Genomic DNA, 20,853 nt, shown 5'->3' on the forward strand with positions numbered 1-20,853 from the left:
GTGGTTCATGATCGAAGCCGTTGTATTTGATTTTGATGGTTTGATTAGAGATACAGAAACCTATGAATTTTATTCTTTTCAAGAAGTTTTAAAAGAGCATGGTGTTGAACTCCCCTTAGAATTATATTGCAAAAGAATAGGCGGACATGTAAATGCATTTGACCCTTACTTCTATCTGCAAGAATGCATTGGAAAGCCCATCAATCGTGAACAATTGAGAACATTAAGAAGACAAAAATATGACATATTGATTCAAAACGAAAAGGCACGCCCAGGTGTCGTACAGTATTTGGAAGCAGCTCAAAAGCTGGGTTTGAAAATTGGCCTGGCATCCAGTGCTCCTTACGATTGGGTCATGCCAAATTTAGAAGAATTGAATCTTGCGGGATACTTTGACTGCATTCGAACTCATGAAGATGTTCAACATGTGAAGCCTGACCCGGAGCTTTATTTAAACGTATTAGCTTATTTGGGCGTTTCTCCTCAGAATGCGATAGCTTTTGAAGATTCCCCCAACGGCGCTAAAGCCGCGATACAGGCAAACCTGCACACCATCATCGTTCCAAACGAAGTCACCAAACATTTAATATTTGACGACTATACCCTTCGCATTCACTCCATGCTAGAAATGGATTTGCAGCAAATCATAGCTCACATTAAGCATCAGGCACAGTAGAGTTCCTTCAACCATTACACACAATCGGCAAAAGCAGCCTTCTCAATGAAGAGAAGGCTGAACAGGCCTCACGCGCAAAAAGCTCCTCACAGTTTTCTCATAATCAGCTCGACGGGGCCTCTTTTCATCCACTTTCTCCAAATATACGAAAAAATGATAGCGAAAATAAAATAGACACACCCATATGCCACTGCAAAAGAAAGTCTTCCATTCTCCAAATACCCAATCACCTCAAGGAAACCCAACCCGATCACTACATGCCCGATATAATGGGATAACGATAGCTGTCCGGTATGGATAATTGCCTGCGTTAGACGGGAATTTTCGAGTTTATGGACCACATATTGACTGATCGCAATGATAGCTATTGCCGAGCATGTTGCTGAAAGAACATAAAGCATCGTTGGCGGCATTGGTTTCGTTGTAAAAAAATAATACGCGGCTTCTTGATCCAGCACAGCTGAGGTCGCTGAAGTCCCTAGAGTTCCTGAGGTCCATCGGATCAGAAAGTAGGAAACAGCCTCAAAAAACACAGTACCTGACAATGAATAGAGCAGAACCTTTGGTCGGTATCCCACCTCCAGCAACCGCCTCCTACCAATCCACATACCGATCAGAAAAAAGCACAGCCAAGGAAAAATAGGATGGAATCCATTAAAAAAAAGATTTCGCATAAGTCCGCTCAGCGTCCAAAAATCCGCATATTCATGAAAACTGGCATCCCAACCTTTACCGTAGTCAAATACAATCAAACCTACTTGCGACACTATCAAAATTACCACGAAAAGACCGAGTATTTTCTTGTCTGATACAGTGATCAGGACCGAGGCAGCAAGCATAAACACAGCATAATAATGCAAAATATCAGCATTCCAGCCCATCAGCAACAAAAGTATACCAGCTACCAATAGAAAAACAGATCGCTTGTACAAGCTTTTCCGGTTCTGACGAATGAGGTTCTTATCTAGCGAACTTCTTGCTTTAGCGGTCATTAAGGCTATTCCTATGCCTGCCAGTACCACAAACAACGCTGAAGCTCTCCCCTCAAACAAACTCGCTATTACTCTCAACCAAGCTGAGCCATCGTCCTCTGCCTCCATCGCAAGCTTATAATTAACGATAATCATCCCAAAAATCGCCCAAGCTCTCGCATAATCAAGAGCGGTAATGCGCTGTGTTGATGTTGATTGGCTCATTTTGGTAACTCTCCTTTCTTTACTTTTTACCCGTTTAGTCTATTTACTTACCGTTCGGTAAGTTGATTATAAATGATATTGCTGTTCTTTTGCAATCAGTTTTTTTTGTTGTAAAATCGTTAAAGGAGAAGCACACTCCTGGAAGGTTTTTGAAAATGACTACATTTACGCTTTTCTTGATATTAATCCAGTGAATGAATACCACACGTTAATTATTCCCAAAATCATTATGAGAACATTTTTGATACACCAGAAGATGAATTCATTCATGTTATGAGAGGTGTTAAAAAGATAGCTACGCTGTATAACACAAAACTAGGAATCAACAATGTTCAAATAATTAACAGTTCTGGACACGAGGCACAACAAGATGTGTTTCACCTTCATTTCCACATCGTCCCGAGAAGCCTTGGTGATAATCAGGATATACAATGGACGACCCACCCAGAATGGCGAGAAAAATTTGATGACCTGCTGTCGGCACTAGACTAATAACAATATCTTTACAGCAAGCCTGTCGCTCCCCCTTTATATGCCTATGCCAAAGTTATGATTACAAAACATGCGTACGTGCAGGCTACGCCTGATATCTTGGCCGCAATACATTCAATTTGTACAAAAAAAAACAGCATGCTAATTAACGATATTTTTCATCACTAAAGCACGGGTTCTTCCCCACAATCTTACTTTAACAATGAAAAACATCGTTAAAATCCCTTGCCTCCAGCTTCCTTCGGATTCCGCCTCGCGACATCCCCCCTTGCTCTTGGCTAATGGTAGGCGCTTGCCATCCCCCATTCCGGACTTTCACCGTATAGATGACGCCCATGCTGGGCGTACGCAAAAAGCCCGTAGGCCGAATTGCGGCTTACAGGCTTTTTCCAGAAATTATCCGAAAAGGGACGACAGCTTCCCGCTGCCGCCCTTCCCGTTAATGGAGCAATCCCAACAAGTTGTAAACAGCTTGTGCGCTTTCCGCGCGGGTGACCGGCTGCAGGGGCTCAAATCGATTGCTTTCCCTGCCGTGGACCAGCCCCATCTCCTTGGCCGCCCGAACGTAAAGCTGAGCCCAATCGCTTATATCCGCTTGATCCGCAAATCTGTCAACGCTCCCGTTTGCTCCGCCTGTCTTCCGACCTGTCATGATCTCGCAGGCTCGCAACAGCATTACGGCCATTTGCTCCCGGCTCACCTCTTCTTCCGGCATAAAGCGATTGCCGTCAGCCCCTTCGGTCAAGCCCGCCGCCGCTGCGGCTCCGACCGCTTCCGCGTACCAAGCGCCGGACGGTACATCCGCAAAAGCGGCACCATCCACCGGTTTCAGCTGCAAAAGCCGCACGAGCAGCGCGATAAACTCCGCACGCGTTACAGCCGACTGCGGGTTAAACTCCGTGTCATTAACCCCTTCAATCACGTGCTGCGCCGACAAGGCTTTGATTACCCGGTTCGCCCAATGGGAAGACGGCACATCCACAAATTCCTTGTCGTATTCCAGAAGCATATACTGCCCGGTCCGGTGCAGCTCCGCTTCCACCCACTCTCCGTTCAGCTTGCCGCCGGCATAGACGAGGCGTCCGTCATTGCCGATGAAATAAAGCCCGAGCAGTTCACGTTCCGCTCCGGACGGAAGCGGGAAACGGAGGATGACCGAATCGTTCAAGGAGACAATCGGCAATCGATTGCCTGAGTCCGTCAACCATTCCATCCTAATGTCGAGTGTATTCCCGGCCGCCCTCAGGTCGGCCTTCATCCGGTCTGATTCTTGCCGCAGCAAGCCGCCCGAGCCTCCATCCGGCTGCTTTTCTATATGGATGGAAAGCCGTGCATTTTTCCCGACCGCCGCCTCGTCGCGCAATAGACCAAACCCGGCGATATTTGATATCCGGGTCCTGCTCCTCCAATATGCCGACCCGTTCCCAAGAGTCTCCGCCGTTGTAACCGCATACAAATCGCCATACAGCTTGCCGTTGTAAACCGAAACTCCCATAACCTCCCGTTCATCATCGATCATTCCGCAATCGGTCCAGTCATCCCACTCCGTTGTACCGGTACATTCTCGCCTCGCGCCAAATTCCCATCATCAGTTCAGTAGAGGCGCTCCTTGTATTCCACGATCGAATGCACCATATTGCTGCCGCAGCTTCGCCAGGAACCGTCCGCTACAAGGCAGTACCCCCCTTGCCATCGCTGGCGTCGTCGAACGTGCTGGCATACAAGCTGCCATCATAGACGCAAAGTGCGAAGTCCTGTACTCCTTTTACAATAACGGCTGGTTGACAAATCGAACATGCACAATCCCAAGATTTTCTGGGAGAATCCCACACTTTTGCCGACAGGATCTCACGACTCCTCCTTAAGCATGGGCAAGCACAACAGGACGATCGTCCCTTTCCCCTGTCGGCTGCTCAATTGAATGCCGTATTCCGACCCGAAATGCAGCTTCAGCCGGGAATGCGTATTGTTTAGCCCAATCGATTCTTGCCTGTCCTCCTCGGCATACTCCCGCTTCATGTGAAGCTCTGTTCGTTTCAGTTGCTCCTCATCCATCCCGATACCGTCGTCTTCGACGGCGACGAGCAGCCGTCCCTCCTCTTCGGACACATCGATCTCGATTCGCCCTTGAAACTGCTTTAGCTCAAACCCGTGCTGAAGAGCATTTTCTACAATTGGCTGCAGCATAAACTTCAGCACCTGCGCTTGAAGCAGATGATTCGGCACTCGACAAGATAAGTGGATGCCTTCCCCGTATCTGCGATTCATCAGCTTCACATAGTTATGAATGTAGGCGATTTCATCCTCCAGACTCCAGAGAGGGGACGTATATTTATAGAACGGCATCAGCATATTGCCGAGCGCCACCACACTGTCCGCGATATCGTCAGCTTTGCGGGCAACGGCCATCCACTTGATCACATTCAACGTATTGTATAGAAAATGCGGCGTAATCTGCGCCTGCAGCGCCTTGATTTCGTGATTGTGCTTCTTCGCTTCTATCGCCTCGCTGCGCTGAATCAGATCAACGATGCTTTGCGACATCCGGTTGAACTGCCGGCTTAGCAATCCGATCTCATTATGCGGAAGCCCTTCGACCTGAACGCCCAGTTGCCCGTGCTGCAGCTTCTGCATCTGATCGGTTAGTTGGCGTAGCGGCTTCAAGATGAGCTGGGTCCAATAGTTGGAAAATAGCATCATCAAAGCAAGACTGCTTATCAAGGCGATGACCAAAATACGCTGCAGCTTCTGCAAATCCCCGTTAAACAGCTTGATCGGAATTTCCTTGATCAACACCCAGTCGCTGCTCTCCAGTTCGTAGTACACCACCTGGCGAGCATCGGCCTGCTCCGGCTTGTACGAAATACTACCGAACTGACGTTCCGTATCCAACTTGTCAACGACCTCGCTGCGCTTGCCTAGTCCGGTTTTGTCGAGGCTGGAAATGACCGTGCCCTCTTTATCCACAATATATGCAGTCTCATCAGGCAAAGCGGCCAAGCTTTCATACAGCGAAGCAAGCGCCTGCTCGCTGATGTTCAAAACCAGGGTGCCACCCCTCCTCAGCGTCTGGGATATTTCGATATAACGAACCGTAGAGATCAGCGGCGTATGCTTGTCATCAGTCATAACATCCGGCGACACAAAGTCGACCAGTTGTCGGCCGCCGTACCAGAATATTCGGAACGACTGCGCGGTGCTGGCCTGATGCATATTGGAACGGTAAAACGGCATGTCTTTGCGACCTTGCTGGTACAGCGGGCTCGACTGCGCTTCGCTGACGACATCGCCATCACCCGCGAACAACAGAACCGACTCCAGCCAGCTGTTTTGCAATTTGGCCGCTTTAAATAATTTGGCAAGCTCCAAACCGGCGAATAAGTGGTCAACGGCTGAATCTTGATTGCGCAGAAACTCACGAACAAGCGGGTTCAGCAGCAGATCGACCGATTGCCGTTCCACTTCTTGGCGGAAAGAAAGAAGCGTTCTCTCCATGTGCTGAAACTGCGACACCGTCGAGCGCTCCGATTTTTCCTTCAATGTACTCATGATTTGATAATAAATAGCAATCGAGCTTATCGTTAAAATGAAACATCCGATAACCATAAACATGAGATTGAGCTGATGCTTAAGCTTGATCCTCATCATCCGCCTCACTCCATCTATCGTTGTATCGGTGCATTTTGCGATATTCGCTCGGACTCACACCGACCATTTTCTTGAACATGCGACTGAAGTAGCTGTAATCCGAAATGCCCACCTGTTCAGCAATTTCATAGGTGCGGTGATCCGTTTCGGCGATCAGTTCCTTCGCTTTGACAATCCGGTACTGAATCAAATATTCGATCGGGCTGAAACCTGTTTCCTTCTTGAACATAGCGCCGAGGTAGTTCGAGCTCAATTTGACATGGGCGGAAAGCTTGTTCAGCGTCACCTCTTCGCGATATTCGCGCTCCATGTAACGAATCGCCTCCATCACTTCGCGGCTCCACACCGGACTCACCTCGCGCAGTTGCAACGTCCGATGCGTGTACTCGGTAAATGTTTCGCACGCTTCCCGCAATGAATTCGCCTGGCGCAGTCGGGACGAATAATGCTGGAAATGATCCCAGGCATACTCTCGCGACAGCTTTAGCACGTGGATCGGCATTTGCAGCAGCAGCTGAAAAAAGTCGATCACCGGGCCTTGCTCCCATTCATTCCGCCTGAGAAATTCGTGTACGCTGGCTTTCAGTTGCTGCTCCAATTGTGGATGCGCCATATGCCATCCGTTCATCATCTCGGTGAACGCCCGCTCCGCTTCCCTGCTGAGCTCATCCTCCGAATCGTCCTGGGCGCCGATTGTTCGGGCCGCTCCCAGCACAAATTTGCGCCGAAGCGCCGATCGGCTTTCCCGGTACATGACACGCAAATTGACATATCCGGTATACACCTCGCTGACGCCGATCGAGAGCGTCGCGTCGAAATAGTCGGCAAACGCGAACCGAATACGCTCAAGCGCATCGCGCAGCTCGTCATGAAACTGTTCATCGCCTTGCTGCCTGCGTGAGCTGAAAACGACGATATAACGATTATGGTTATCATAGATGACCTCACCCACGGCGCACTCATTGAGCAGTTCGTCCAATACGTTGAGCACGCTCATCTTCGTGAGCAGCCCATAATCATCCTTATAGCGCTCCAGCAGCTTCGAATAGTCGTCAATCTCAATCAAGCAAAGCAGTATCGGGCTCGTGTGATGAATACGCCAGCCCATATCGCCCGCAAACAATAGAAACTCCTGAACGGTGAACCGGCTGCGAAACATAAAGTCCTTGAGCAAGTTTTCCTTCACCTGCAGTTGCTCCAGCGAATCGGCCGGACGCTTCTTCACCTCGGGGACGAGCGACATCTCCTGCGAAATACGGGAGAGGAGATGCTGCATCTCGTCAGTGGTCATCGTCAATTTCGAAATGTAATCGCTTATTCCAAGCGTAAACGCCTTTCGAACCCGGTCGAACTCGTCCAGGCAGGACAAGACGACGATTTTCGTGCTGCGATCATGCTTGCGAATACGCTCAATCAACTCCAGCCCGTTCACCACAGGCATCCGAATATCGGTGATAATCAAGTCCGGGTTGAGCTCACGGTAGGCGTCCCAAGCCTCCTGACCATTCGTTGCCTCGGCGACGATCGTCATCCCGTGATCCTCCCATTGAATCGCCGCGATCAAGGCTTGCCGCGCCAACGGCTCGTCCTCAGCAATAATTACGCGATACATCATCCAAGCCTCCTGCGTATCCGTTTACTCGCATTTTACAGAAGTTGCGAACCATTGGCAATATGCTCGCCGCACGCAGATTATGGACTTACTTGGTTTTGGGTACAACGTGAAAATGGATATGCGAATCGAGATCGCCGTACACCCGCATAATTGATCTTCTCCGCAGCAAATTCTTCCTTTAACGCCTCCGCAACCTTGGCCACATCGCTCATATATTGATTGCGTTCTTCATCTTCCAACTGGAATAGTTCGGTTTTATGAGCATTCAAAACCACTGTACAGCGGCCCTGATACTCTTGCTCGTTATTCAGATACACCGTCGATACTTGAAGCTTACATATTTCTTTCATGTAGCCTTTGTATTCATCTGTACATAGAAACAATTGTGAGTTTCGCTCATATCACTGTCCTCCTACTCTAATGCAGCAATTTCCTCCGCCGTCAACGCGCCGTCGAACAGTTCAACCTTCCGCATCACGCCGGAAAAATGACATTGCGGCCCTTTACCGAGCGTAACTGGCAGACCCGCCAGCGCGGAGCTGTCGATCGTTCCGCTATCGCATGCCGCTTCGGAGACGAGCCGACCGTCCACGTACAGCGCCAGCCGCTGCTGATCGTACGTCACGATAGCTTGGTGCCAGCCGTCGGCCAGCGACTCATCGTACGTCGCCAGCGGGTCGCGGCTTAAGCTCCACACTTTGCCGCTTGGTAGCGTGCCGGCAAACAGCTTACCGCTGCATACCGCCATCGACCAGACGCGGCGGTAGCGAATGTTCGGATCCTGCTCCTCCAGCTCGGCGATCTTCTCCCAGCTGCGCTCGCCGTTGTAACGGTATACGAAACCGCCTGGCAGCGTTCCGCCGTACAGCTTGCCGTTAAATACCGAGACGCCCATGACTTCCAGTTCCTCGTCCATCCGTCCGTAATCGCTCCACTCCGTCCCGCCCTCATAACGCAGCATCCTTGCCTCGTTCCAGATGCCCATCAACAACCGATTGTGGAACGTGGAGAAGCAGTATACCTGCGAGCATTGCGGCACGTTGCCGCAATACGTCCACGGCTCATCAAGCTTGCGTCGGTATACGCCGCCGCTTTCGTTGCAGCCGATATACAGATCGCCTTGATACGGCGCAAGATTAAACGTGCGCGTCTTGCCTTCCGGTCCCGGTGCGCCGAGCTCCTCGCAGTTGCCGTGCTCGTCGTAAGCAAACACCCCGTGCGGGTAGAATGACATCGCGATTAGCCGATCGTCGTAGACGGTCATTGCTCCAATACTGTCGTTGTCCGGCACGGGCAACTCCCCCAATAATTCCCATTCCCGACCGCCCTTGTAGCGAAAAATCCGCCCGCCCGGCTCTTCATTGGGCGAACCCGGAATCGACGAGCCGCTGGCGCGGTAACGCATCGTGCCCGCATATAACTCTCCCTTGAACTCGGCCAACGCGTAAACGGCATTGCTCTCGTCCGGATGGCCGCAGTCGATCCACGTCTCCGCCGCCTCGTCCAGACGGAATACCCGCCCACGGTGGTCGACGGCGTTGTCGAACGTACCCGCATACAGATGGCCGCCGTACACGCAAAGCGCACTTACCATCCGCCCGTCCCCTGGGCTGCCCCAATCCTTCCAGACATCCTCGCCGCTCGCGGTGCCCCAGCCGAATTGCAGATTACGCCAGTTGGACTGGGTCGACGTCACTCCCGCCTGCGTCAACACTGACAAATGCCAGCCCTCCATCCGCTCCTCCGAATAAACGCTGGCCAAACCGCCAGGCAAAAAGCCTTTGCCGTCCTTCACCCGAAACTCCAGCGCCAAGCTGAACGGACGGCTTCCGTCCGTTTCTGCCGATACTGGCAGCACGACCGCCGAGTCAATACCATCAAATACTGCGCCCTCTTCGTCAAATACAAGCTGACCGCTCGCCTCGCCATGTCGGCCTTCTCCCGAAGCGTCCCGACAATCGGCTCGCAGTGGCCAATAACCGATGCGGCGTCCCTTGGCGGAACGCTCCTCCTGCATGCTCCCGTCCGTTTTGTTCATCTGCCATTCCTCCCATATTTGCTTTTGTCATCATTCAATCTCAAAACGCGCCACTGATCCTACGACTTCGTAGTACTCTAACCCGCCTGCAAATACGCCAATTCGGCTGAGCCGATGTCACCTCGGCTTACGTCAATACGGAGAGATGCCAGCCTTCCATTCGCTCTTCCGTATATATCTTTGCGGGATGCTCCCCTCTCCCCTTTACAATAAAGGCTGACTGGAAAGACGAACATGCACATTCCAAAGATTTTCTTGGAGAATCTCCATATTTTAACCGAAGGTAAACACTCTACAGAAGTTTCGAACCATTGGCAATGTGATAGCCGTTGCCGATCGAACCTGGATCGTAAGAAACGATGAACGCCTTCGGCTCTATCTCCTCCACCGTTCTCTTCAATTCCGCCTCCCGCTTGCGTCGAACAAGTGCGTACATCATAAGTCGCGGTCCGTCGCGGCCGTCTGCCATCCAGCTGGTAACAGCAAAGCCTCGCCGGCGGAGTTCATCCAACAGCGGGCTAGCGGAGCTTGAAGTGATAATCTGAAAAGAAGAGTAACCGAGCGCTAGTAACTGCTCAATGCGGCTGCCGACATAAATACCACTGCCCCAGCCGATACAATACACGATCAAATTCACGATATTCGTAATATCTTGCAAAACAATGTTCAGTCCGACGAGGTAGATGAGTACCTCGACCGTGCTGAGCACAGAGGCAAGAACGCGATATCGCTTGATGACCAGAATAACGCGAAGCGTGTTGATCGCCACATACGTAATGTTGATAGCAAATATGAGCAGAAGCGTAACAATCTGCATGGCGTCTCTCCACCTTATCTTTCCGAATTATTAACCAGCAAATAAGTCGGCACCAGTCCCCCACTGAAAAACATCGTAATGATGAAGTAGTAGAAAATCGGCTTTCTGTCGATCAAATTTTCACTTGATAGGGCATAAGCGGAAGATAACGAAAACAGAATGACCAGTGATGTATTCGTTACCTTCAGAAAAACCGTGTTTAGCATGGAGCGCATAAATGTATAATTGCTAATCAATTGATTGTAGGCTCTAACTGGAAACCAATCGGCCACAATCCGACCATCCCTTGTCAGATCGCCTTCGCATCGCTGTCCGAAATCGCCAATACGTTGAAAAATGTAACGAGGAACAACTGTCACCTCGGTATCATTGGGAGCGTTGGGATTCGGCCCGGTCACAACCTTGCCATTCACCGGTTCTTGCCTCCCACGTTAATCGGTTGTTCAGCCAAATCAGCGTGCCAATTTACACCTGTAACTTAAGCAAATTATAGACAGCGTTGGCAGCCTCAGCCCGATTCATCAATACCTTCGGAGCAAATTGACTGTTTCCTCTTCCGCTTACCAACCCCAGTTGCGCGGCCAAATCTAAATCTGCTTGTGCCCATGTACTTACCTGATTGCGATCGATAAACCGAGACACGGCTCCAGTCGATAGTGGATTGCCATGCGTTAACATGTAAGCCCGAACGAGCATGACAACCATTTCCTCCCGGGTGATGTTTTGGTCAGGTTCAAAGCTCATGTCTCCACGCCCTCTGACAAGCCCTGCGGCTGCAGCGGCCGACACGCTATCTGCATACCAAGCAGACGAATCCACGTCTACGAAACGCTGTTCTCCTCCTGCTTTCAGCCCGAGAATACGGACAAGCAAGACTGTGAACTCTGCGCGGGTCACATTCCGGGACGGCTCATATTTAGTATCGCTCCCGCCTTCGATCAAATGACGAGCAGCCATTTCCTTCAACATCCTGTTGGCCCAGTGATTGGCCGGTACATCGTCGAACGTTTTGTCGTATGCCAGAACAACCAATCTGCCAGGACGAGCAAGCTCCGCCTCGATCCGGCCGTCTTTAATCTTGCCGCCCACGTATACGAGTTTCCCGTTCTCACCAAGCATATAAACACCGAGCAAGCCGACATCAGCCTGCGGATCGAAGGCTAATCTTACCGTAACCGGCGATTCAAGCTTTACTCCTGACGGTTCTGCATGCATTTGAAAATCGTATACTTTACTGGCAGCAGTTAACGAGGCAAAGGTTTGTTCTCTTGCCCGTGCGAGCGCCTGCTCTTCAGCATTGCCCCAGTTGGCATTCAAGGACATTTGAACCTGATTGCCGCTGCCTACTCCCGATGCCCCCATCTGCTGCAAGATTTGCTTGATTGCATCCTTTGACAGCGTCACCGCGGCATCGCCTTGGATCACGGTCAGTTGCTTTGCAACGGCCAATACATCAGTTGCCACGGATACTTCCGGCTTCCCTTCTTCCAGTAAGATTATTACATTCCCGTTCAAATCCGGCTGCACGCCATCCTGCCCATGATTAGGCGAAGTGTTTCCGCCGGAATTCTCATCTTGATTATTGCCCGAGTCGGACGACAGGACGGTGATCTGCACATTCGCTATTTTACCGTTTAAGGTTGCCGTAATGCTCGTTTCCCCTGAACGCAGCGCCTTCACCACGCCACTAGCGTTTACGCTTGCCACTTCCGGCTTGCTGCTCTCGAATAGAGCGTCCGCGGACGCATCCCTTATCGTTCCATCGCTATATGCGGCCGTTACGCTCAACTGCGCCGTCGCGCCGATTTTCATAGCTGGGATCGCGCCAAGATGAATGGAGTCGACAGTAGGGACATCGTCGCTCATATCCGTTTCAATATTCGAAATCCGGAAGGTATGAGCCCCTGTCCATCCCGTAGCAGGGAAAAACTTCAATTGCGAAATACCGTCAGGGTATACTTCAAACCCGGGTTCACCCTCGATTTGAATAACCGATTTTCCACTGTCTTTCACGATGCTCTGGATCAAATAACCGTGTGAAGTACCGTCAGGATGGTCAACCACAATATATTGGCCTTGAATATTGACCGGAACGTCCGCAGCCGTTACGAACGCGTCATAAGGTGCGCCTTCGGCCTTGCGGAGCACTTTCTGAATATCGCCGACAATCGCCCCGGCACCGCTTACTTCGACGTTTCCATATTTCAGGCTGGTACCATCCATCAACATCATTTTCGTCACAATGCCGTCTTCAAGACGAATAAAACCCATTTTTCCATCCAGCTTGATATTTCCGGCGACTAGCAGTGTCTCGGACCCCTGCGGCGAACTGAGAATAATATCCTTTGTCGTTCCGTACGTAATGGCAACAGCAACATCGCCCTCCTGCGCCTGATCCAGCTCCAGCCGTTCCACCTTCTGAATTTTCGCGTTCACTCCGGCAGCATAAGGCTCCAGCGCTGTCACGAACGTACTTTTCAAATTGTTGCCTTCCCGTCTCAAAACGAACTTGGGCATGGTAAACTCGTCCGCGCGATCGTTCGTGTCAATATTGCTGACTCGCGTATTGCGTATCGACGGGGAGCGGCTCAAGAACAACTCATTGTGTCCCGGCTCCAGCAAGCCCGTAATTTGCAAATTGCTGCGATTATCCTCATTTTCCTTCGTTACCAAAGTCATCGAATACGTGTCATCCGACAATTCCGCCTGTTTGACATCGCGAAGGTACATATAACCGTAGTACTCGTTACCGGCTGATCCCTGCTCATACTCATTCGTCGGCGGAACAACTTGCGTTCCGGCGGGTAACAGATAAGGGCCGTAATCCGTCAAATTCATGTCCGTTTCAAATACCGCGTCATGGTTGGCATCGCCTTGCAGCGTATACTCGTGGCGGCTCCCTCCCGACACTCTGAATATATCGAGAACATAACCCTCGTCTCCATTGCCCCCAGGGAAGGTAATATACCATGGCTGTCTTCGATACTCATCCACGCCAGCGTAGCCTTTCTCCTCTCTGGCCTCCATAATCTTCACGATATCGTCGGCGGGGGCAAACAACGCCAAACTACCGCCCGATTGACTCTGCGAATTCACCTGCATATCTTTGCCGTCAACGACGACTGTATTGTGTCCCATCGTCGATGTCGCCCACTGCCGATATTTCGTATGGGTATATCCCAAATCGGGAATCAGCTCCTGGCCATTGCTATACAGGTTCAGGTTGAGCGGGTCATAATGATCATGGCCATATTTAGGGCTGAATGTCATGTAGAGTTGCGATTGATTCATGCCATCCCCCAGCGCAAGGCGAGCGATTCCTGCTGCGGGTTGCAATAGGGAACCTAAGATCGGATTGGCTTGTCCCCCATATGCCCATGTATCCCCGAGAGGCACGTATTTCCCATTCGGATATGTTAGCGATCTCAGCAGATCTTTCGATTTCTTCAAAATCGGAAGCTGCTCATCCATGTTTAGGTTTTGCAATCTTTCCCCTGTTCGCTGAGATACAAATCCTGCGGGATCCGTCCATCCGTTCAGCATGCCTGCGACGATCGCGCTGCCACCAGCACTTTGATCGTGATAGGACATCGAAACTTCATTCCAGAAGCCATCAAATAAGTATTGGCTCGAGACGGATACGGCTAAACGTTCCATCGCATCATGAACATAATCCGGTCTGTCAATAGCCCTGCCCATTTCTAATAATCCTTGCCATACATGATAATCCATGTTCGTATTCCTGTTTGCGTATGTGCGGACAAATTCAACCGAAGGTATAAACATCCCTTCTACAATTTTGGCGCGAACATTCTCGCCTGCTTCCTGCGATAGTCGTTCAAAGGCATTCGTCGATTTGACCGTTGCGTAAGCCCGTGATAAGCGATTCAACGACTTAATATCCATGAAATACCACCATTCCCATATTCCACCATAGTATGGATTTGGTGGTCCGGAAATATTGCTTAGCGGTTTGCTATTCCAAGGGTCATCGTACACCGGAACGTATCCCTCATAGGCTTGAGCTAACTTATACAGGATTCGGGCAGCTCCGACCGGGTCCGTCTTCGCCAGTATTTCCGCCTGGTTCATCACATATTCCCGCTTCTTATACCATAGATGCGCCGTAATAAAGAATTTCTTGCCTTCATTATTTTCGTAATAAGGATATTCAACTGTCTCTCCTTTCCGATTGACTGCGGTCAGCATTTTATCCTCTGGGTATTGCGCATTCGGATAAACCAGACTGCTATACTTGCTTGTCAACTGATCAGGATTTTCCGGATTCCAGTCAAATAGCTGATACGGAGACAGCGCCGGTTGGTCCGGAAGACCTGCCCAGAATACCCCTGTATTTGAAGGAATCAAAGCGAGCAATCGTTGAACCTCTGGAGATGGAGGCGTTAGATCAACAGACTGTACAGGAGGCGCCGTATAATCTGGTTCGTTCAAGGTCCGGTCTCCCGCTTGAATCATATCTTCCCTGTCGAAACTGATGAGCGCGATTCGCGTGTTCGCAGTCGATGGGGAATGAGCGACCATTTGTAATTGATAACTACCGTCTTCCGATGCCCTAGGATGAACAAACTCAATCGACACCTGATTGCCCGATTTTTCAATGGATGGCGAATCCAACAAATAGGTTACCCCGGATGGCGTGATCCATTTGAGCTGTAATTGCTCGTTGCTTATATCGAACTCATTGTCAGGTATAACTACCCGTTTGTTCATATAGCCGAGGTAGGCCATGGTCAGTTGATTCGGATACCAGGGTACGAATACTTTGTCGGTGCTTATTTGCGGGTCTTCGGGAACCCGATCCAGGTAAAGCTTGCCGAAGCGCCCTTCTTGATCCGAATTGGTTATGAAGTACAGGAATCCATTGTCACCCGTTACATCCTGATATGTTGTCGTTTTCAAGGGGAACCAGGAGCTTACTGGAGCAGAATATGATTGATGACGCACTACGTTGATCCGAAGCTCTTCCCCTGATCCAATACCCTGCATTTTGACGGATTTGAGCGGAATCGCGACTTCGGCCGTCCAGTTACGATTATTCTGGTTCACCTTGACACTGGAGCTGAGATTTTTTACTGTACTTCCTCCATAATGATGTTCGGATATAACCCTTCTTCCATTATTGATTGAAAGCGGAGCTATGTACATTTTTTTACTGTCTTTACTGAGGATATACAGCTCCACGAAATCGGAATCGGTTGCTTCCGAAAGCGCTCCCTGTAATCCAAAGTATATATGATCCGCATCGTACAAAACCTTAACTTCAGTCTGCAGCGCCGACGAGTGATTCTCGAAAGCCGTGACAAATCCGGATAGTGTTCGCGCTTCATTCCATGTCGATTCATTTAATAAGCCGTCGATTTGCGGTGTCTCTGCGGCAGCATGGATTATGCTCCATTTATCCGCATAAACAGGAATATTTTGCGGAATTATTTGCTTATTCGTAACTTCAACCTCTTGACTATCGCTTGTCGTTATTCCAGACCATGTGACTGAAGCGCTGATCGTCGTCTTCCCTGCCGATTTAGCTACAACAATGCCATTGTTATCAACGGAAGCGACAGCAGGGTTCGAGCTGTTAAATCCAATGCTGACGCCGTTCAAATCAATCAACGTGCTATCCGTTGCAAAGGCGCTCAAGGTTACATACGAATGGCGGCCTACATGGATACTCGTGTTGTCTACAGACATTTCAATTCGACCCATGCCGGCCAGGACGTTCAAGGCAACGGTACCTTCTCTCGCAATCCCATCCAGCGTTACTGTGGCTTTGATTGTGGCGTTGCCATATTGCTGCGCGGTTACCATCCCATCTTGATCCACACTGACAACCGCGTCATCGCTACTTTCAAATACGATTTCAGCACCAGTAAGGTCGGCGGCATTCTCATTACTCAACAATCCTGATACTTGCAACTGAATCTGTTCATTGACGGCAAGTAAGCTTGTCGGCGCAGCTATTGAAACGGATTCCAACTCCGGAGCGAGCTCCAACAGCTTTAACTCGCTAGGCTGCATATAATACCATGTGGAAGCATCATTCTTGCCTACTGCTGTAAACTTTAGCTTACGGATGCCCGACTTCAGATTAACCTTTCCTAATTCCAATTCCGATCCCATCATATAATCAGCTGCATAAAAATCATAATTCCCCACATTCATTCCATCTATTTCCAACTGGCCAATGCCGGATCCTACTGACTGATAACCTTTAAAGTACACCTGATACGTACCGGAGGCAGGTATCGGAAGCTGAATCGTTCTTGAAGGGACTTCCAGACTCGTTTGAAGCGCGATCCCGAAAGAATCCCATTGTTCAACTTTGGGATAATTACTTGTTGCACCTTCTACAACGAAGCCTTCCGGTATGCCTGGCGTATCGTTAATACCTGCCTTCCTGAAGTCATACTTAATCATTTGCGGTTCTGCAGCATAGCTCGTTGTTGGTACATGTACCATACTCATCAACATACTCATTACGAGCAAGAGCGCCATAACCGGCTTGAGTTGGCGTTTCCTTAGTTCCATGACTATCCATCTCCTTTAATTAACATTTCTGATATGGCCATTCATCCTGCGTGAATGCTCAAAGCCTTTCTGTAAATATCCCTTCATCCATTCGCCGAGCGCGGATCATCGGCTTAGCCTTTCACCGCTCCGACTAATTGGCCATGAATGAAATATTTTTGCACGAATGGATAAATCGCAATAATCGGCAGCACAGTCAGCATCAATGCCGCCATTTTCAGATTTCTCGGATCCACCGCCATCAGATCGGGCAAAAATTGCATCCTCTCCTTACTTAGCTCCGAGGTAGTCAGCAGGTCGCGCAGCTGATATTGCAGTGTCCATAGCGCTTGATCGCGAGTATAGATCAGCACGCTGAACCATTCGTTCCAGTAGCCGACCGCACTGAAGATGACAAACGCCATCGTCATCGGCAGCACAAGAGGCAGCACGAGCTTGAACAATATTTTAAAGTCGCCGGCACCATCGATTTCTGCACATTCAAGTAGCTCCTTGGGCAACTGGTCGATCACATTTTTGAACACAATAATATAGAAAATACTGACCACTGAAGGAAAAATAAGCGCCCCGTACGTATTGTATAAGCCCAAATTGTTGACCAGCAAATACGTCGGCACTAGTCCTCCACTGAAAAACATCGTAATGATGAAATAGTAGAAAATCGGCTTTCTGCCGATCAAATTTTTACTTGATAGGGCATAAGCGGAAGATAATGAAAACAGAATAACCAGTGATGTATTCGTTACCGTCAGAAAAACCGTGTTTAGCATGGAACGCATAAATGTATAATTGCTAATCAACTGCTTGTAGGCGTCTAACTGGAAACCAACCGGCCACAAACCGACCAGCCCTTGTCTGACCGCCTTGGCATCACTGACCGAAATGGCCAAGACGTTGAAAAAAGGAATGAGGATGGAGAGTGAAAATACGATCATCAGGATGATGTTGACTATTTCAAATACAATTCGCGACGGGGATCGATAGTTCATCGCCCACACTCCTTATCAATAAAGTCCCATTCCGACTGTCTTTTTCGCCGCTCTGTTGGAGGAAACCAGCAGCAGAAAGCCGAGTACACTCTGGGTCAAGCCGATCGCAGTTGTCAGGCTGTACTGTGACTTTACTAGCCCAATCCGGTATATATAGGTGCTGATAACATCCGAAACCTCATACACCATCGCATTTTGCAGCAAAAACACCCGTTCGAAGCCAATGCCGAACATGCTCGACAAGCGCAGCAGTAGCAGTAACACGATCATCGGCACCAGGTGTGGCAACGTAATATGAATCAATTGCCGAACGCGACCCGCGCCATCGATCCAGGCCGCCTCATATAGCGTCTTGTCGATACCAACAATAACAGCAAAATACAAAATTGCCGACCAGCCGACCCCTTTCCAGATGTCCGCGATGACGAGAATGCTGCGAAACGTCGATTCCTGCATCATGAAATGAATCGGTTCGATATGGAACAACCCTACGAGCATCTTGTTGAACAAGCCATCCGTCGGAGACAAAATTTGATACATGATGCCAGATACGACGACCCAGGAAAGAAAATGCGGCAAATACGAAATAGTCTGCACCAGTTTTTTGAACTTTTTCTGATAGAGCTCTGACACCAGCAAAGCGAACACGATGGGCGACGTGAAACCGAACAGCAAATCATAAAAATTGATGATCAGCGTATTTTTCATAACTACCCAGAACATTCGGTCATGCAAAAAGTAAGAAAAATGCTTCCAACCGACCCAATCGCTGCCCAGCACGCCTTTGAACACCGAATAGTCCTGAAAGGCGATAATAATGCCGTACATCGGCATGTAATTAAACAAAAAAAGCGCGACCATCGCCGGTGCGAGCAGCACATACAGCGGGACTGTCTTTCTTATCCGGTTTTTCGTTCTAGTTTTCATCAGTATTCTCCCCACTTCAGCTAATCTGCGGCAAATAGAACGGCGTGCCAGTGCGCACACTGGCACTATCGCTCCCAGCGCCTACAGCCGTTATTACCAATCCACCCGCTTGATTCCCATGTTTCTCAGCATCTCTTTGTTCGTATCCAGATACTTTTGCATCTCGTCATACATCAAGCCGCGGTAGTCCTTCTCCCACTTCGCTACTTCTTGATCGAACTGCTCAATCGACAGCTCGCCCATAATCGTCTTGACGGTAAACTGATTAATGCGCTGCATCGATTCTGATTGTTTCAGGGCTACTGCTTCGGGCTGCACATAGCCGTTCAAATCGCCGAATCCATTCTCCATAGCCTTCTGCATACGATGATCGATGCTATCATAGACTTCCTTCGTGTACTGTTCGCCGAGCGCAAGCTCGGTCTTGGCTCGACCCAGATCAGGTGCTCCTTCATAACCGGGGACAAAGGCGTAATAGTACGAATAACGTGTCCACTCTTCGCTAAGAGCTTTCAGACCCGGTACCTTTTTGCCGTTCTCCACCTTAAAGGTTTTGCCTTCCTCACCCCAGAAAATATCCTCCACCAGTTCGTCGGAAGTAAACGCTTCGATCACCTTCCAGGCGCGATCTGGATCCTTGCTGCTGGATGAAATAAACAGCCCTTCTGTAAGAATCGGCGAGTTGCGGAATCCGTACGTATATTTCATATCGGCCAACTCGGCCGGCGGTTTCTTCAGATCGGGAATGAACATGTATTTGCGCCCATCCTTAATATTGTTGGCCGCATGGTTCGCATTCCACAGCAATCCAGGAGTCGCATTGCTGTCGAGCAAAATGAGATCTTTCTCGATTTTCGCCCAGTACTGATCGGAGGTGACGCTGGCAAAGTCCTTGTCCAATATCCCCTCGGTATATAGCTGACGCATGACCGCTACAGCCGCGCGGTATTCGGGCAAGACTACATTGGGAACTACCTTTCCATTCATGATTCGAAATTCGTACGGGTTGGCTCCGTACAGATCGAAGATCGGCGTGCCGCCATAGGAGAACAGCGCATCACCCAAATTTCGATTGGTGAAGACCGACTTTGTCGGGTTCGCTTTTTTGATCACACGCATCAGATCGACCCATTGCTCAACCGACTCCGGCCATACGCCATTATTATACTTTTCCACCAAATCATAGCGGGCTATGACTCCGCTGCCTTGAGGTGCTTTATCATACGCCATCGGGATCCGCCAATAATTCCCAGTCACCGGATCTTTGGACAATTCCATCATTTCTGGTGTCACATATTTCTGAATGATTGGCGATTTGTCGTAATACGCTTTCAAATCAATGAAGGCACCGGCTCGGGCAGCCTCGTACGATTGATCGGTCGTACCCGAGCTTTGAACGATATCCGGCAAGCTTCCGGAGGCCAGCATCAATTTGAACTTGGTGTCAAAATCGGCTTGCGGCACCATTTCCACCTTCAAATCGGTATTGGTCATCTCCTTGACTTTGTTGACAATGGGGTTATCACTCGGATTTAACCCATCTACTCTCGCACCATACATGAACAGGCTCAGCGGAACCTTCTTCTCCGGCACCTTGCTCGGTTCGCTGCTCACTGCTGGCGACGCGCTCCCCGGCGTAGGACTACTACTGCCCTTGTCCGGCTTGGAAGAGCACGCGGTTAGCACCGTGCCCACCGCCAAAACCCCGACAAGCAATGTGCTAAGCAGTTTTAATGATTTTTTCATTGCCTCTTTGCCTCCCTTAATATTTGTCTATTTCTCTTTCAGTATAAGCCTATTCCTCCGCCCGCAACATTGAGAATATCCACAAAATCAAGCATAATCGCACACTCAGCCCCGCAAATATCCTTGTTTGGCCATGTACAATCTCACCTCAGCCTTCACAATC

At 49.6% G+C, this 20,853-nt stretch carries 14 protein-coding genes and 1 pseudogene; 2 read left to right on the forward strand and 13 right to left on the reverse strand.

Annotation, left to right across the window (positions count from 1 at the left end):
- The first annotated feature begins 7 nt into the window (after positions 1-7).
- Positions 8-676: an HAD family hydrolase gene (locus tag J2Z66_RS02035; RefSeq protein WP_209969303.1), complete on the forward strand. Its 669-nt coding sequence runs from the start codon at positions 8-10 to the stop codon at positions 674-676.
- Positions 677-762: 86 nt separating this feature from the next.
- Here J2Z66_RS02035 and J2Z66_RS02040 read toward each other — a convergent pair whose 3' ends face one another.
- Positions 763-1,872, reverse strand: a complete 1,110-nt coding sequence (locus J2Z66_RS02040) for a DUF418 domain-containing protein (RefSeq protein WP_209969305.1) — start codon at positions 1,870-1,872, stop codon at positions 763-765.
- A gap of 115 nt (positions 1,873-1,987) precedes the next feature.
- On the opposite strand from J2Z66_RS02040, the pseudogene J2Z66_RS43970 reads away from it, so the two are divergent.
- Positions 1,988-2,364 (forward strand): annotated as a pseudogene (locus J2Z66_RS43970) (HIT domain-containing protein).
- Between the two features lie 439 nt (positions 2,365-2,803).
- On the opposite strand, the gene J2Z66_RS02055 reads toward J2Z66_RS43970, so the two are convergent.
- From J2Z66_RS02055 to J2Z66_RS02105, 12 genes are all read right to left on the reverse strand, one after another.
- Positions 2,804-3,859, reverse strand: coding sequence for an S-layer homology domain-containing protein (locus tag J2Z66_RS02055; protein WP_209969308.1), 1,056 nt, complete (start codon positions 3,857-3,859; stop codon positions 2,804-2,806).
- A 93-nt stretch (positions 3,860-3,952) separates the two neighbouring features.
- The gene (locus J2Z66_RS43315; RefSeq protein WP_281068773.1) at positions 3,953-4,084 is read right to left on the reverse strand and encodes a hypothetical protein; all 132 of its coding nucleotides are present in this window, start codon (positions 4,082-4,084) and stop codon (positions 3,953-3,955) included.
- Between the two features lie 128 nt (positions 4,085-4,212).
- Entirely contained in the window at positions 4,213-6,012 is a 1,800-nt protein-coding gene (locus tag J2Z66_RS02060) for a sensor histidine kinase (protein WP_209969313.1), read from the reverse strand.
- Complete coding sequence (locus tag J2Z66_RS02065) at positions 5,993-7,627, reverse strand: response regulator (RefSeq protein ID WP_209969315.1); 1,635 nt, start codon at positions 7,625-7,627, stop codon at positions 5,993-5,995. The genes J2Z66_RS02060 and J2Z66_RS02065 overlap by 20 nt, the downstream gene beginning before the upstream one ends.
- Positions 7,628-7,704: 77 nt before the next feature.
- Entirely contained in the window at positions 7,705-7,977 is a 273-nt protein-coding gene (locus J2Z66_RS02070) for an HIT family protein (protein WP_209969318.1), read from the reverse strand.
- Between the two features lie 62 nt (positions 7,978-8,039).
- Positions 8,040-9,665, reverse strand: a complete 1,626-nt coding sequence (locus tag J2Z66_RS02075) for a LamG-like jellyroll fold domain-containing protein (RefSeq protein ID WP_209969321.1) — start codon at positions 9,663-9,665, stop codon at positions 8,040-8,042.
- Between the two features lie 292 nt (positions 9,666-9,957).
- Complete coding sequence (locus J2Z66_RS02080; RefSeq protein WP_209969323.1) at positions 9,958-10,482, reverse strand: DUF2179 domain-containing protein; 525 nt, start codon at positions 10,480-10,482, stop codon at positions 9,958-9,960.
- A 14-nt stretch (positions 10,483-10,496) separates the two neighbouring features.
- A complete protein-coding gene (locus J2Z66_RS02085) occupies positions 10,497-10,895 on the reverse strand; it encodes an ABC transporter permease family protein (RefSeq protein ID WP_209969326.1) in 399 nt (132 codons plus the stop codon).
- A 52-nt stretch (positions 10,896-10,947) separates the two neighbouring features.
- Positions 10,948-17,028 carry an S-layer homology domain-containing protein gene (locus J2Z66_RS02090; RefSeq protein ID WP_209969329.1) on the reverse strand — a complete coding sequence of 2,027 codons (6,081 nt, stop codon included), beginning with the start codon at positions 17,026-17,028 and terminating at the stop codon, positions 10,948-10,950.
- Positions 17,029-17,141: 113 nt separating this feature from the next.
- On the reverse strand, positions 17,142-18,017 hold the full coding sequence (locus J2Z66_RS02095) for a carbohydrate ABC transporter permease (RefSeq protein WP_209969332.1): 876 nt from the start codon (positions 18,015-18,017) through the stop codon (positions 17,142-17,144).
- A gap of 15 nt (positions 18,018-18,032) precedes the next feature.
- A complete protein-coding gene (locus J2Z66_RS02100; protein ID WP_209969335.1) occupies positions 18,033-18,944 on the reverse strand; it encodes an ABC transporter permease in 912 nt (303 codons plus the stop codon).
- 93 nt (positions 18,945-19,037) lie between these two features.
- The gene (locus J2Z66_RS02105) at positions 19,038-20,690 is read right to left on the reverse strand and encodes an extracellular solute-binding protein (RefSeq protein ID WP_209969338.1); all 1,653 of its coding nucleotides are present in this window, start codon (positions 20,688-20,690) and stop codon (positions 19,038-19,040) included.
- Between the last annotated feature and the right edge of the window lie 163 nt (positions 20,691-20,853).

It is taken from the genome of Paenibacillus eucommiae, assembly GCF_017874215.1.
Classification (GTDB): Bacteria; Bacillota; Bacilli; order Paenibacillales; family NBRC-103111; genus Paenibacillus_AI; species Paenibacillus_AI eucommiae.